A 12,764-nucleotide genomic window follows, 5' to 3' on the forward strand; every position below is an offset into this window, starting at 1 on the left:
ATAAAAATAACGCCCCACAAAGAAGCGCTATTAGGTTACTTAACCTATCGTACCTGTTGATTTTTTCTGTTCTTTAATTTATCCCTTTGTATCCTGACTACCAATTCATCAACTTTATGGTTTTGTGCAATAAATGCTTCATCCTGATTGAGGGGAATGCCCTTTTTTAGGGCTTCAACTGCAAGTTTATCGAGTTTTTCCCTCTCTATCTCCAACTTTTTATTAAAGCTTAAATTTTTCATACTGAACCTCCTTAGCTTTATTCAGTGTCGGTATGCTTAAATTTCTCATTTCCATGGGCTATATTGATTCAACTTCCGGATTAAAATGACACTTCACTTTTTATACATTTGCGCCGAATGATATAATAGGAATAAATAGGAATAAAACGTCGTGTAGAAAGGAGTGTTCATTATGGCAATCGGAGCAATTGTTTCTCTCTGTCTTACTGTGGGGTTGTTTATTCTCTCTTTTGTATTCAAAGTAGCCGGAAAGCTTAGGCTGACGATTCCCGTCATTTGCTTCCTGCTGTTCAGTACCGTGCTGAACGAGTGGACAGAACAACATGAGACTTTAGCTTCCATCATTCTTATATCGCTGTTTGGTTTGACCGTGTTAAGCTGGGTTATATCGCTTATAAAAGTGATACGACGCAAACGTGATGAGAAATACCTTGAAGATGATGTCGCATGGCAAATCCGACGGGCAAGAGAGATAGGCATACCCCTTAATAGTATTCGATTTAATGAGCATGGGGATTTGCTTGATCCAAGAACAGGGAAACCTGTTGTTTACGGGGAGGGTGCTCCGTTCAAGGATATATGAGGATACCGGATTTTCGTGTCCGGTATCCTTTTATAATCCCATCATCTCCCGCACTACACGGTCTGACATTTTAACTGCCCCCACAAGTACGAGCATGTTGAATATCAGCTCCCCTATATAGGCCCATACCATTGTAACGACGCTGGCATTCGTGTCCACTACAGGCGGTGAAGATGCAAAAACTGAAAAAATCACGCAGGCCAGGATGATAATGGCACCTTCCAGACATACAGCAGCATAGCCTTTTAAAAAAGCTTTACCAATGCTTTGGCTTGGCTCTCCGGCAAAGGAGGCCAACGGAACGGGAGCGATGGCAGTGTACAGGTAGAGTTTAAAAAACCTTCCGTACACCGACATGATCATGATGAAAGACAGCACTGTGATGAATAGACTTCCGATGAGCGTTACAGCCCACAGTGGGATGCTATCCCCAAAGCTGCAATCTTCAATGGCTCGCACAATAGTGTCAGGCAATACAGATTCAGTTGTTGTTCCAAAACCTGCACTGTTCATAATTGTGGAGATAATCCCCTGAGCGATATTAAACAGCGCCATCATCAATTCCAGCCCATAAGTTACGACACCCTTTGCCAGGGCAAACCGTATGAATAGCTTCAGGGCATGCTCAGGTCTTTTGATTTCTGCAAAACTGCCACAGGTCTTGACTACACCGATGACGAAAAACAGTACCAGCAAGGCAAGGCCGATAGCCTGCAGTGCTCCGTGTATATCAACAATGACGTTCCAGATGCCCCCGCCTTTAAATTCCGTGGGAGATTGGGTTACAAGCTGCCAGATTTCAGCCAGCTTGTTGTTCCATGTTTGAAGAGCGTTATTGAGGTTGTCGATTACCCAGTTGCCACTTGACATTGCAGAATCACCTCATTTCCAGGACAAAGCCCACGCATAAAGCGCGGGCTCGCCTTTGTAATCGTTACCGACATGGTTCATACCTGTGTGGCATTTTGTCTTTGATGATGCCATATTTATCATCAACATAAAATTTGTTGACAAACGGATTGTAGATTGCATGACACTTGACACCGTTATATTCAGCAAGATAATCATTGTCACCCAATCGCTTGAGGATGGTAGCTTCCCGCAACTCACCATCCAGTGAATGAATGTACATTTTTTCATTTATGGGAAATTTGTTAAACACTGTAATCAACCTCCTGTAATGAGCGACAGAATTTTTTTGAATTGGAGAACAGACATATACCGGTCTGTTCTCCTTAAGTGTGAGGTGCCTCATTAGCCTGTAATGAGATTTAGAATTTCTTTTGCAAAGGTAATAATTACACCGCCAGCAAGGGTCAGAAAGCCGTTTGCCCTTTGAGATGGGTCGTGGGATTTGAGGGATAAGCCAATCTGCACGATACCAAAGCCCAAGAGGATCATACCAATAGCTCGAATCAACCCGAATATAAAGTCAGATAGGTTATTGACAACTGTCAAGGGGTCATTTGCAGCATAGGCAGGTGCAACAAAGAAGGTACTCATCAGCGCCAGTACACAGTAAATAGTAAACACTTTTTTAGTTCTTTTAGTCATTTTCATAATACCTCCATATATTTTTTTAGGATTGCATTAAAGTTTCCAATTCTTCTTCAGAAAGAAGCTCGTAATCACTGTTTTCATTTAGGGTAACAGCTTTCCAGTCAATAGCGTTTTCTGTACCACCGTGTCTGAAAGGTTCGCAACCTCCGTCAACGGTCATCTTTAAGTTAGGGTGTTTCAAAATATCATACTTGTCATCCATAATTGCACTTTCGCCACGGATAAAAAGCAGGGCATAACGGTTGTCAAGCATCCTTACCTCATCTGGGGTTAAAAGCTCCCTGCCAGATTGCTGATAATTGGTTGAGTAGCTACCGTTTCTGCCTTTGCTCTGTCCATAGGTATTGGTGTCAATGGTTTCTTTACCTAAAAGCTCAGACACATATTTGTGGGTGGATTGCTCGTTGCCGCCAAGGTATAAAAATTCGTCGCAGTTTCCAACAATGGATTCCCATGTGTCTTTAAACAGAGCTTTTAACTGGGCCAGGTTTTGCAGAATGATAGATACAGATATTTCCCTTGACCTCATGGTGGAAAGGAGCTTGTCAAATTCATCAGGCAGGGCAACGTTAGAGAATTCGTCCATGACAAAATGCACATGGATGGGAAGTCTTCCGTCGTATACATGGTCTGCAAGGAAATATAGCTGCTGAAATAGTTGGGTATAGAGCATACCGACGATAAAATTAAAGCTGCTGTCATTATCGGGGATTACGGCAAAGAGTGCTGTTTTGCGTTCTCCGATAGAAGACAGTTCCAATTCGTCTGTTGTGGTAATCCCAGCGATGGAAGCGAGGTTAAACTTCTCCAGTCTGACACCTAAGCTGATTAAAATAGATTTGGCTGTTTTTCCAGCCGCCAGCTTAAAAATGTTGTATTGCTTTACTGCCAGATGCTCCGGTTCTCTCATTTGAAGCCTTTCAAACAGTTCGTCAAGGGGACTTTGATAGGTTTCATCCTCCTCTCGTACTTCGGCGGCAGCGATCATTTCCATGACCATTGGAAAATTTTTTTCCTCCGGTGGCGCTTCATAGAGTAGATAGAGGATCAATGCTTCCAACAGTGCAGTTTCAGAACGCTCCCAAAAGGGGTCGTTGGTGTTACTGCCTTTGGGAGTTGTGTTTCGGATTAAGTTTGTCACAAGCTTTAATACATCCTTATCGTCTTTAAGATAGGCAAAAGGGTTATAGCAATGGGAAAGGGGCATGTTGATTAAATCCAGCACCTTAATTTCATAGCCATTTTCTTTTAGCAGATTTCCTGTATCCCGCAGGATTTCACCCTTTGGGTCGAGGACGACAAAAGAAGTATTAGCCTGCATAACGTTTGGTTTTGCATAAAACCGGGTTTTACCTGAGCCTGAGCCACCCACTATCATAACATTTAAGTTTCTTCGGTGCTTCCGGCCATTAAGACCAATGCGTACGTTTTGTGTAAGGATTTTATTTTTTTCTAAGTTCTTATCTCTGTATTTTCGGTTGACAGCAGCCGCGTTGCCCCAGCGGGCACTGCCGTGTTCCTCCCGTCTGCGGTAGTTGCGTTTGGTGGAAAGGTAAATCCCAATACCCATGCCATAGGCAACAATAAACAACAGGATGCACTTAGGCGTATTGTCTACCCATTGGATATTAAAAGGATTGTTTATCGCCGTACTAAGATTGGCAATGATTTCGGGAAGTCCTCCGGATAGAGAAGGGGCAGTGAGAAGTGCCGCCCATACCACCGGAATTAAAAAGACCACATAGAGTATAAAATCACTCTGTGTGGTCTTATCGCGCCTCATTGAATATCCTTCTTTTCTGTTTCTTAGTCGGGGCATCAATGGTCTTTAATAAAAGTTCATCTACAACATCGGTGGGCCGTTCATCTTTAATCAGATCGTTTCTAAGCTCGTTTAAAGCGTTTACCACGACGCCGTACTCGTAATCGTCTAGGGTAAGCACTCTTTCTTCTTCTTTCATGGGCATATCCTCCTAACGTTCTATCTCTTGCCGTTTTTGTTGTCTTTGCTCTGTTATCATCCGGTTCATTCGGCCGGAAATTTCACCGACAGCCTCCCTTATGACGGAAAGCTCGTTGCGGACCTCCTGAGATTCCATACCTTTCAGCATTTGGGGAGCACGGTCAAAACGATAGCCGTTTGTATCTACGCCATATTGCTTGCAGAGCATATATGATACGCAGTAGGCGTGAAAAACATAGTTAGAACGGCTATAACTACCGTCGCCTTTATCCATCTGTGCATGGGCAAGTTCTTGAGAAAGAGAACGAAAAATGTTACCTGCATCCATACCTTTTCTGATATGAATTTCCCTTGTTTCCGGTAGGTATAGGGCATTTGTTCCTTCCTGCAGTGTATCGCTGATGCGGATAGGAACCGGCGCATGATCCATCAAAGCCTTAATTCGGGTGCGGTCATCAGGATAGGTGGGAGTTTCACGCTTGCGTGCTCCGGTTTGGGAGATGTCGAACATCTTTTTAGGGTTGTAGCTGATGCCGACAGTGCCATCATCACGCTGGTATTCCTCGCCGGGCTCCAGAATGAAAAAACCACTTTCTTTTTTACGGATGTAAGTGCCTTGCTCTTTCCAGGTATCAAAGTCTGCAATGCGGGTAGCATCCGGCTTTTGTGCAAGGATTAAAAGGGCATTGGCAACGCTATAGCGGTCAAAACGGCTCTGTACATCCAAATACTTCTGAAAAGCAGTGCCGTCTTTAGCCACGGTTTGTGCCGTATCATCAATGAGGGAATACACCATCTCCCGCTGTTCTTGCTTCTGCTGCTTCCATGCCTCCTTATCAAAAGACCGGTTGTTTTGGGAAGCAGGCTGTTCATTTTCCTGTGGAAAAAGGTCATCATAACTACTCATGAAAATTTACCTCCCTTTGGATTTTGATTTTTTAGATTTTTGCTGCTGCTTGTTTGGCTTATTATTTTGTTTTATAGCCTGAGATTTCTCTTTCTCCGGCTCTCGCTTAGGTTCCGCCTGTTCCTTTTGGGCAGCCTTGATTTCTCGCAGTTCTTCGCGGACAGATTTTTTGGGCGGCTCAATAGTACCCTCGGCGGCTTTCCCTCTGTGCTCTAAGATAGGCTCGGACGGACGGGATTTCTCCATCGTCGCCGTCGTGGGGTTTGGGTTGTCAATCTCCTCTGCAGCAGGCTTTTCCTGCTGTGGCGGCTTTGCCATAAGCTCGTCAAGAAAATCATCTGCACTTTTCTCTGCAGGGGTCACTTTTTCCGATGGCGCTTTCTCATCCGGTGCTTTTTCCTTCCCTTTAGTAGCTCTGGATTTTTGGATTTCACTCTTGATGCTTGCAGTATCCACGGTAGCCAGTTTAAAGCGTTCTACAATGCGGTTTATCTTGGAGGCGTCCTCCTTCCGTACCATGATGTCACACATCCCATCCAGACTCTTTTTATCATGAAGGGCACAATATAAAATGCCGTAGCGCTTAGCCTCCTCTGTGAATTTCTTCAAGTCCTCGTTTCGCACCGCAAAGACATCCAATTCCTTACCGCTTCGCAAAAGTGACTCCAAGCGGGTTTTACCTCTGGTTTTTTTCTGATCCCTTAAAACAGCATAAAGAAAGGTAGCAAGGTTTTTTGCACCCTCCCCTGAGATTTTGGCCACTACCTCGATTCCTTTAAGACTCATATTGACGATTTGATCTGCTGCTTCGGCTCCGTTGTTCATATGTTTTTTCCTCCTTTCCTTGATGGATTTCTTCTTGTTTAATTTGAAGCAATTTCTGCTTCATTTCTTCGGAACGGGACAAAATGCCCGTGCAAAGCTTCACCTCCTTTCGAAGCAGGGACAGCTTCTTTGAAAGCTCTGATATCTGCTCCTTGGATGCCAATATCTGCTCATCATCCTTGCACCGGCGCAGCCGGTTATAAAGGGATTTGCGCTCATCAATCAGAGCTGTCATTTCCTGCTCCAGTTCATTCTGATAGGTGAGAAGTTGCTCCTTAGTTTCAATGCGGTGGGTACAAAGCAGCTTGGTTTGGGATATAAGCTGTTTCATATATCTAATATCCTCACGCAATAAAAAATGCGTCCGTTTATTGGACACACGTTGTTTAGGGAGAATCCCCATCTTATATAGATAGTGAAAGTAGAGAGCTTGCAGGCCGGTTAGTTTTTTTGTTTTTTTAAGGTTCATACCACCCCGGACAGTATAGCGTTTTCGCTTGGGTTCTGGCAGGACTTGCGGTGGCTTCGGACTACGATTTTTAAGGATGCGCTCTTTAAGGGCTTCCTCGGTATAATCATCACCCAGAGTTTTCAACCTGACAAAACGTTCTTTTCCCTGGGGGCGTACAGCCATATATTTAACACCGGTTTTTACTTCATAGCCCTGCTTTCGGAGGGCAGAAATAAATTGAGTAAAAGTCATGGATGCAGCAATAGCTTTATCCACGTCCTCGCGGATAAGACCACGCCAGGTAGGTTTGCCTTCCTGTTCGGCCTTCCATTCAGCAAAGTGCTTGGATTTACCTTTCTGGGGGTTTTCGATGACTGACAGTGAGTATTCCCGGCAGAGTCGGTCAGAAGTCTGCCTCATGAGGGAGTAGGTAGTCTTGTTATCGTAGTACCGTTTGCCGTCCATAAAAGATACGGAGTTTAGTACAAAATGATTGTGTAAGTGGCCCTTGTCAAGGTGGGTAGATACGACAACCTCAAAACGATCCCCCCAAAGCTCCTGTGCCAACTTTACACCGATTGCGTGAGCAGTTTCGGGAGTAGCTTCTCCTGGGACAAAGGATTGATAGCCGTGGAAAGCGAGAATACCGTCCGTTTTCTGAAATTGGAGCTTTGTCTGGGACATCTGCTTGCAGGCAGTGACCCAATCGCAATTGATACCGGTAACATAAAACTGCTTTTCAGTTTTGCCTTCTCGTGCGGTATATTTAAGAACATCCCGCAGACCCTGAAAATCAGGACTTGAAAAATCAAGATTTTCTGTTTTATCAGGGTTTGTTGCATAGTCGATTACCCGGTCAAGGCGGTCGGTTACATCCCATATTGCTGTAGTTGCCATAGGTCATCGCCCCGACACTTTTACCTTTGAATCCAGCATATAAAGGTAGTCACCTGCATGGTCCTGGGTATCACAAAGCCTTGCAATTACATCGTATAGATAGGCACGCAGGTTGATCTGATACCGGTCTGCAACAAGCTTTAATGGGTTTTTAAATTTTAAAAGATAATCAATTTCCTTTTCATAATATCCGTGGATATTTGTCATATAATGTGATACGCGCTTTACGGCAGCAATTTCAACAGCTTTATCGAATATATTTTGCTTATCAAGCTTCAAAACCGAGGCTTTGTAATCTGCAAAATTCTTTTCAATCCGGCCCATAAGCTTTTCTTGCTTCTCTACGATTCTATCCATTGTCATTTCTCCTTTCTGGCGAAGTGACCGCCGCCTGAATATCAAGTAAAGCCTTTCTAAGCCGGTTGGCCTCATACTGAAATACTGTCCGATCTATGTGTCCTGTAGCATTTGCCCTTGCTGCAATCTGGTTTAAATTGCTGCCAATTGCGTGAAGCTCCCTCATCATAGAGTAATAGTCGGGCGGGGGAAGCTCTTTGGGCACATAGCCGTTAATAAGAGTTCGCAGATAGGTTTCCTGGGAAAGTCCAGCTTTCTTTGCACTAACTTGAAGTTTCGTCTTTTCTTCTTTGTTCAGCCATACTTGAACACGAATACCTCTTTTTCTCATCATTTTAGCTCCTTTCTTTTAATTGTTATCATCATTCCTTCCATAATGAATGTTAATTTGAAAAAGGCACATAAAGATAACGCCAATAGATCCGTCTATCAATGTGCCTAACAAAAATATACCTACGATTATCACCACACTTTCGATTGTTTTTTTACGGGGGTATTAGGGGGTATCCCCTTAACAAGTGAATTTTGGGAGACAAAATTCAGTGCTTGCTACAACATAAGACACTGGTCTTATGTTGTAATACCTACGGTTGGTTTAAGACTTACCAGTCGAAAAAGAAAGGACAGGAAATCATCGCTCCTGCCCATGGTGTCTTTGATTTCTATTTCGTACATCCATTTCTTTTTCTGTTGTGATAAAGTCCACACCGGTGAAGTTTTCAGCATCAAGGATATACTCTTGGTTACTGTAAGCCTCTCGTATCATCTCTTCGGCCTGTTGTGCATTTTCAGCTTGAATTTCAATAGTCATGCTAAGCGTTTCCTTGATTTCCACCTGATAGATTTTCATGGGGTTAAACCTCCTTTATTGATTTTGGGGCAAAGAAAAAAGACGCTGATTATTCAACGTCTCTTCATAATGAAAATTTTCTATATAGGTATGTACTTAGTTAAGGTATATTCAAGATATTGTGAACATAATGTGCATTTTAAGAAAGTTCTGTAACATCATATATATCAAATCTAAATATTTTAATACATCCATTCTGTAACTTCCTGCAGCAACTTTCGTGGACGTGGGTATGGAGATTGATTGGGATAGCCTATAGCCACTGCTGCCACAAGTTCATCTTTGCAATTTAACCATGAACATATTTCTTTATCACAATAGAAAATATCACAAATCCAAAGAGTTCCTAATCCAAAATCCTGTGCTGCTAAAAGCATTGTTTGAATTGCAGCACCTATTGATTGAGTATCAGTAAGTAACCTGTTGTGATTATAGTCTTCTTCAAAATTGGAAAACGCATTTAATACTAAAACTACTGCTGATGCTTCATTAATTGAGTTAATACTTAACTCGAAACTTCCAGTAGGCTTGTTTTGTTTCTTATATAGACTTGCTACATTCTCCATGACATTCACTAACTCGTTTTTCATTTTATTTTGTAGAACAATAAATCTCCATGGCTGGCGATTCTTACCAGAAGGTGCTTTGGTTGCCAATTCTAATAACTGTTCTATTATTTCTTTTGGTACTATTTTATTTTGAAACTTTCTTATACTTCTACGTTCTTCTATTACCTTTATTGTATCCATGATTATACTCCTAAAACTTGATCTATCTTTATAGCTTTTATTTGACGAATAAATATACTGTTATGGCACCTTTATTTATAATGTGACATAATAAAATTGATTATTTCATGGATAGTCCCTTATCTATTGCGTCCTGAATTATTTGATGACAACACTTACCTAATGGGTTATTCTTCTGACATTGTGAGTTACTCATTGCTCCAGTAATCTTTAAAACCTCTTTCATATTAGTAGCACCATCTTTTACTACTGCATTTATAATTTGTTCTTCTGTTACTTTACTACAATAACAGGCATATTTAGGATTAGCATCTTTCTTAAACCATATTGGTGCCTTTACTTGTTGCTTATTAAATTTGACGTTTGATTCTGAATTGTAATATGTAATATCACATTCCTCACTCATACATAAAAAATAATCGTTGTCGCCAACCTGTTCTGTTAGTTCGTCAAGTACCATATGCTTTACTGTAATATTTTTAACAAGAACACCTTGTTTTTTACATACAGGACACAAATCGCTTTTTCCTTCCTCACACGAAGATGTTTCTGAATTTCCACAACAACATTTATTCAAAGTTTCTTTTTCCATTATCTATATTTTCCTCCCTTAATTCATTTTTTTCATTCCCTATAACCTCGCAGGTACATATATTATTTATACTCCCTTCGGCTATTGATTGACCAAGTTGAATAAGTTCCCTTATTCTTTCGTCAGAAATGTAATAGTAGATATTCTTTCCATCTTTAATCGAGTTTACAAAATTACACCATTTCAAACATTTTAACTGCATTGATATTAAACTTTGAGAGTACCCTAAATCTTCTGCCAGTTCACCTACATTTTTTTTACCGTGTAATAATGAAATAATAATTTGGTATCTTGTAGGATTAGACAATCCATGAAAAAACTTTGTATATGCTTCAATTTGTTCGTTTTTAATTTGCATAATTACCTCTCTAACAAGTATGAATATGTAATAAATCCAACAGATATTATCGTTGAAGCCCATAGAATAATTCTTGTACTTTTTGATGTATTCTTATTTTTTGCCATAAAGTAGTAAGCCATTCCAAGCATTAATGCTGTTAGTAGCATAAAAATGTTTTTATATGGAGAAATAATTGGTACAAAAGTAAGACCTAAACCACTCTAGCCTAAAATTGAAAGTAGTGGAATACCTACACAGCATATGGATGCAAGAAAAGATACGATAATTGAACCTACACCTAATATTTTTTCCTTCATACTCTATTCATCCTACTTCATATAAACATTTCAATATTTATTGATATGTTTATATTACTATAACCTAATTCTAAATACAATAAGAAGAAATTTAGTGTTTATGACGCATTTATTTACTATTGTACTATATAAAAAGTACTTGCAAAAAACAACGCTTTGTTTTAATTTTATCCTTGTATCCCGGATTAATCAGCGATACAAGGATAAAATTAAAACATACGTTTAGTAACTCCGGTAACAATTATAATACTATTCTCCATATATACCATCTTTCTCACATGAGGTAATTTTGTATGTGTTTTAGTTGGTCAGAAAATCACCTATATTGTTTTTCCCTAATATATTTCAGTATCAAGAGAAAAGGCACTGATTTCTCAGCGCCTTAATATAAATGTGTTCTGTCAAAATCTATTATTTTAATGTTATCTGTACCTCTTTCCCAAGGCATCGGGCAACTTTAGCCAGAAAGTCAAGGGATGGATTATAAGTTCCACTTTCCAGACGGCTGATATTGGATTTTTGAGTCCCTACGCGGAGCGCTAATTCTTCCTGGGTAATGTTTTGGCTTGTTCGTGCTTCAATGATTTGAGAAATAACATCATAACGAGGTTTTAGCTTTTCGTACTCCGTTTTAAATTCTTCATCCTTCATTAAAAGCTCTTTCACTTCTGAAAACTTTGCTCCTGCTTTACTCATCCTCACACCTTCTTTCATAATCTTCTTTATACCGCAGTGCCCGTTCAAGCTCCCTTTGGGGCGTTTTTTCGGTCTTTTTCGTAAAACCGTGAAGCAGCACAAAGGTTTTCTGGCGGTATGTAAAATAGAATATTCTACTGATATCTGATGCAAATTTAACTCTCAGCTCAAAGAGTCCTTTGTATGGTGCGCCTTTTATAGGCTTAACGTAAGGTTCTCTTAAATCAGCTCCGTGCTTTTCAAGCAGTTCTATTTCACTAAAGGCTTTTGCTCTCAGTTTTGCATCTAACGAAAGTAAATATTCAAGGACTGGTATATTTCCATTTTCCTTTTTATAGTATTCCACTTGCCAATCCACGATACACCTCCTATATTAGTGTATGTCATTCTTTAATGTAATGTTATCATATACGATAACACAAATCAATTTAATTTTCATATTTTATAAATCTAACGGTTTAAACAAGAAATTATCTTACCACACTATTTAGCTTTTGTATTCCCAATATAGTTTTCAAATAATCGTTATAATCCTTTCCACGTATTGGTGGTTCATCAGAAACGGTGTAGGGAGCAGGGAGGATTGTCTCAATCGTTTTTGCCGCCAGCCGTCCTGCCGTATCGTTATCCAAATGAAGAGCAATATCCTTTATATGTGGATGGTCTTTCAAAAACTGCATCAGGGCAGCGGGTGGAGTGCTTTCCTCAATATTCTGTTTTGGCTTGTAAATGCCAGCAAGAGATAGATGATTCTCCTGCTCCCAGTCCTTGCCCGACTGAAGTTCCAGCGTACAATAGGACAATAAGTCAATAGCACTTTCAAATAAATGTAGCTTAGAACTTTTGTTTTGTGCAGGAATAGAAAAGGAGAAATGTTTATCGCTTCCGTTTACTTCTCCCAGAAACCTCCTTGCCGACGTTCCTCGAAGTGTACCATAGCGGGGAACACCCTCTTTATCAAAACCTATAAATACAGCATTGTGATAATTACGACTTTCATATAGACGTTTGGTCTTAATACAGTAATCTATTAAATCCCTGTGTATGCCACGCCCCATAAGGTAAGCAATTACACGGTCATTGTTTTCATTTTTATCAGGTAATAGTAGTCTTTTAGGCTCTGTGGTTTTTTCTACCTTTGATGAAACAGGTGGCACAACTGCCACCTGTCCATCTATCTGGATTACCGCTTCAGGAAATGACATTCCCCGCACTTTAATTAAATAATCCAAGGCAGAGCGTCCTCCGATACCCCGTGACCACCAGCACCATTTCCCGTTACTAATCTTTAGACTATCATGGGTACGGGTCGTATATACGTTTCCAGAAAAGCGCACAAGCTCATGTGGTTCATAATATTGCAGATAAGTTAAAAGATCCATCTGCTTTGCTCGTTCAATCTGTTCTGGTGTTACATAGGGCATATCTTATCACC

General features: G+C 40.5%; 19 protein-coding genes. 1 reads left to right on the forward strand and 18 read right to left on the reverse strand.

Annotated features, from left to right (window positions below; translation table 11 throughout):
- Positions 1-44: 44 nt before the first annotated feature.
- Positions 45-242, reverse strand: coding sequence for a hypothetical protein (locus BUB56_RS07830; protein ID WP_110940768.1), 198 nt, complete (start codon positions 240-242; stop codon positions 45-47).
- Between the two features lie 172 nt (positions 243-414).
- Here BUB56_RS07830 and BUB56_RS07835 point away from each other — a divergent pair, with 172 nt between their 5' ends.
- Positions 415-825, forward strand: coding sequence for a hypothetical protein (locus BUB56_RS07835; RefSeq protein ID WP_110940769.1), 411 nt, complete (start codon positions 415-417; stop codon positions 823-825).
- 30 nt (positions 826-855) lie between these two features.
- Here the strand turns inward: BUB56_RS07835 and BUB56_RS07840 are convergent, their stop codons facing one another.
- The 17 genes from BUB56_RS07840 to BUB56_RS07920 all read right to left on the reverse strand — a co-directional run bounded on the left by BUB56_RS07840 (position 856) and on the right by BUB56_RS07920 (position 12,753).
- Entirely contained in the window at positions 856-1,695 is an 840-nt protein-coding gene (locus BUB56_RS07840) for a hypothetical protein (protein WP_110940770.1), read from the reverse strand.
- A 64-nt stretch (positions 1,696-1,759) separates the two neighbouring features.
- Complete coding sequence (locus tag BUB56_RS07845) at positions 1,760-1,987, reverse strand: hypothetical protein (RefSeq protein ID WP_110940771.1); 228 nt, start codon at positions 1,985-1,987, stop codon at positions 1,760-1,762.
- 92 nt (positions 1,988-2,079) lie between these two features.
- A complete protein-coding gene (locus BUB56_RS07850; RefSeq protein WP_425323456.1) occupies positions 2,080-2,379 on the reverse strand; it encodes a TrbC/VirB2 family protein in 300 nt (99 codons plus the stop codon).
- Between the two features lie 25 nt (positions 2,380-2,404).
- Positions 2,405-4,168, reverse strand: coding sequence for a VirD4-like conjugal transfer protein, CD1115 family (locus tag BUB56_RS07855; protein WP_110940773.1), 1,764 nt, complete (start codon positions 4,166-4,168; stop codon positions 2,405-2,407).
- Positions 4,155-4,346 carry a hypothetical protein gene (locus BUB56_RS07860; protein ID WP_110940774.1) on the reverse strand — a complete coding sequence of 64 codons (192 nt, stop codon included), beginning with the start codon at positions 4,344-4,346 and terminating at the stop codon, positions 4,155-4,157. The genes BUB56_RS07855 and BUB56_RS07860 overlap by 14 nt, the downstream gene beginning before the upstream one ends.
- A 12-nt stretch (positions 4,347-4,358) precedes the next feature.
- Complete coding sequence (locus tag BUB56_RS07865) at positions 4,359-5,255, reverse strand: hypothetical protein (protein WP_110940775.1); 897 nt, start codon at positions 5,253-5,255, stop codon at positions 4,359-4,361.
- 6 nt (positions 5,256-5,261) lie between these two features.
- Positions 5,262-6,080, reverse strand: coding sequence for a PcfB family protein (locus BUB56_RS07870; protein WP_110940776.1), 819 nt, complete (start codon positions 6,078-6,080; stop codon positions 5,262-5,264).
- Positions 6,031-7,428 (reverse strand): relaxase/mobilization nuclease domain-containing protein, encoded by a 1,398-nt coding sequence (locus BUB56_RS07875; RefSeq protein WP_110940777.1) that lies wholly within the window; start codon positions 7,426-7,428, stop codon positions 6,031-6,033. The genes BUB56_RS07870 and BUB56_RS07875 overlap by 50 nt, the downstream gene beginning before the upstream one ends.
- A gap of 3 nt (positions 7,429-7,431) precedes the next feature.
- Positions 7,432-7,785: a hypothetical protein gene (locus BUB56_RS07880; protein WP_110940778.1), complete on the reverse strand. Its 354-nt coding sequence runs from the start codon at positions 7,783-7,785 to the stop codon at positions 7,432-7,434.
- A complete protein-coding gene (locus BUB56_RS07885) occupies positions 7,778-8,116 on the reverse strand; it encodes a plasmid mobilization protein (protein WP_110940779.1) in 339 nt (112 codons plus the stop codon). The genes BUB56_RS07880 and BUB56_RS07885 overlap by 8 nt, the downstream gene beginning before the upstream one ends.
- A gap of 300 nt (positions 8,117-8,416) precedes the next feature.
- Positions 8,417-8,635 (reverse strand): DpnD/PcfM family protein, encoded by a 219-nt coding sequence (locus tag BUB56_RS07890; RefSeq protein WP_110940780.1) that lies wholly within the window; start codon positions 8,633-8,635, stop codon positions 8,417-8,419.
- A gap of 182 nt (positions 8,636-8,817) precedes the next feature.
- Complete coding sequence (locus BUB56_RS07895; protein ID WP_110940781.1) at positions 8,818-9,384, reverse strand: nitroreductase family protein; 567 nt, start codon at positions 9,382-9,384, stop codon at positions 8,818-8,820.
- A gap of 100 nt (positions 9,385-9,484) precedes the next feature.
- Positions 9,485-9,976, reverse strand: coding sequence for a Csac_0668 family 2Fe-2S cluster-binding (seleno)protein (locus tag BUB56_RS07900; RefSeq protein ID WP_110940782.1), 492 nt, complete (start codon positions 9,974-9,976; stop codon positions 9,485-9,487).
- The gene (locus tag BUB56_RS07905; protein WP_110940783.1) at positions 9,954-10,334 is read right to left on the reverse strand and encodes an ArsR/SmtB family transcription factor; all 381 of its coding nucleotides are present in this window, start codon (positions 10,332-10,334) and stop codon (positions 9,954-9,956) included. Before BUB56_RS07905 ends, BUB56_RS07900 begins: the two co-directional genes overlap by 23 nt.
- Before the next feature lie 710 nt (positions 10,335-11,044).
- Positions 11,045-11,329: a helix-turn-helix transcriptional regulator gene (locus BUB56_RS07910; RefSeq protein ID WP_110940784.1), complete on the reverse strand. Its 285-nt coding sequence runs from the start codon at positions 11,327-11,329 to the stop codon at positions 11,045-11,047.
- Positions 11,322-11,687 (reverse strand): type II toxin-antitoxin system RelE/ParE family toxin, encoded by a 366-nt coding sequence (locus BUB56_RS07915; protein ID WP_110940785.1) that lies wholly within the window; start codon positions 11,685-11,687, stop codon positions 11,322-11,324. Before BUB56_RS07915 ends, BUB56_RS07910 begins: the two co-directional genes overlap by 8 nt.
- 112 nt (positions 11,688-11,799) lie before the next feature.
- The gene (locus BUB56_RS07920; RefSeq protein ID WP_110940786.1) at positions 11,800-12,753 is read right to left on the reverse strand and encodes a DUF3991 and TOPRIM domain-containing protein; all 954 of its coding nucleotides are present in this window, start codon (positions 12,751-12,753) and stop codon (positions 11,800-11,802) included.
- Between the last annotated feature and the right edge of the window lie 11 nt (positions 12,754-12,764).

This window comes from Geosporobacter subterraneus DSM 17957, assembly GCF_900142145.1.
Taxonomy (GTDB): Bacteria; Bacillota; Clostridia; order Peptostreptococcales; family Thermotaleaceae; genus Geosporobacter; species Geosporobacter subterraneus.

Bases quoted from the DNA above. Each gene is read 5' to 3' on its own strand.
- BUB56_RS07830 (WP_110940768.1), bottom strand. From the start codon at position 242: ATGAAAAATTTAAGCTTTAATAAAAAGTTGGAGATAGAGAGGGAAAAA.
- BUB56_RS07835 (WP_110940769.1), top strand. From the start codon at position 415: ATGGCAATCGGAGCAATTGTTTCTCTCTGTCTTACTGTGGGGTTGTTT.
- BUB56_RS07840 (WP_110940770.1), bottom strand. From the start codon at position 1,695: ATGTCAAGTGGCAACTGGGTAATCGACAACCTCAATAACGCTCTTCAA.
- BUB56_RS07850 (WP_425323456.1), bottom strand. From the start codon at position 2,379: ATGACTAAAAGAACTAAAAAAGTGTTTACTATTTACTGTGTACTGGCG.
- BUB56_RS07855 (WP_110940773.1), bottom strand. From the start codon at position 4,168: ATGAGGCGCGATAAGACCACACAGAGTGATTTTATACTCTATGTGGTC.
- BUB56_RS07860 (WP_110940774.1), bottom strand. From the start codon at position 4,346: ATGAAAGAAGAAGAAAGAGTGCTTACCCTAGACGATTACGAGTACGGC.
- BUB56_RS07865 (WP_110940775.1), bottom strand. From the start codon at position 5,255: ATGAGTAGTTATGATGACCTTTTTCCACAGGAAAATGAACAGCCTGCT.
- BUB56_RS07870 (WP_110940776.1), bottom strand. From the start codon at position 6,080: ATGAACAACGGAGCCGAAGCAGCAGATCAAATCGTCAATATGAGTCTT.
- BUB56_RS07875 (WP_110940777.1), bottom strand. From the start codon at position 7,428: ATGGCAACTACAGCAATATGGGATGTAACCGACCGCCTTGACCGGGTA.
- BUB56_RS07880 (WP_110940778.1), bottom strand. From the start codon at position 7,785: ATGGATAGAATCGTAGAGAAGCAAGAAAAGCTTATGGGCCGGATTGAA.
- BUB56_RS07885 (WP_110940779.1), bottom strand. From the start codon at position 8,116: ATGAGAAAAAGAGGTATTCGTGTTCAAGTATGGCTGAACAAAGAAGAA.
- BUB56_RS07890 (WP_110940780.1), bottom strand. From the start codon at position 8,635: ATGAAAATCTATCAGGTGGAAATCAAGGAAACGCTTAGCATGACTATT.
- BUB56_RS07895 (WP_110940781.1), bottom strand. From the start codon at position 9,384: ATGGATACAATAAAGGTAATAGAAGAACGTAGAAGTATAAGAAAGTTT.
- BUB56_RS07900 (WP_110940782.1), bottom strand. From the start codon at position 9,976: ATGGAAAAAGAAACTTTGAATAAATGTTGTTGTGGAAATTCAGAAACA.
- BUB56_RS07905 (WP_110940783.1), bottom strand. From the start codon at position 10,334: ATGCAAATTAAAAACGAACAAATTGAAGCATATACAAAGTTTTTTCAT.
- BUB56_RS07910 (WP_110940784.1), bottom strand. From the start codon at position 11,329: ATGAGTAAAGCAGGAGCAAAGTTTTCAGAAGTGAAAGAGCTTTTAATG.
- BUB56_RS07920 (WP_110940786.1), bottom strand. From the start codon at position 12,753: ATGCCCTATGTAACACCAGAACAGATTGAACGAGCAAAGCAGATGGAT.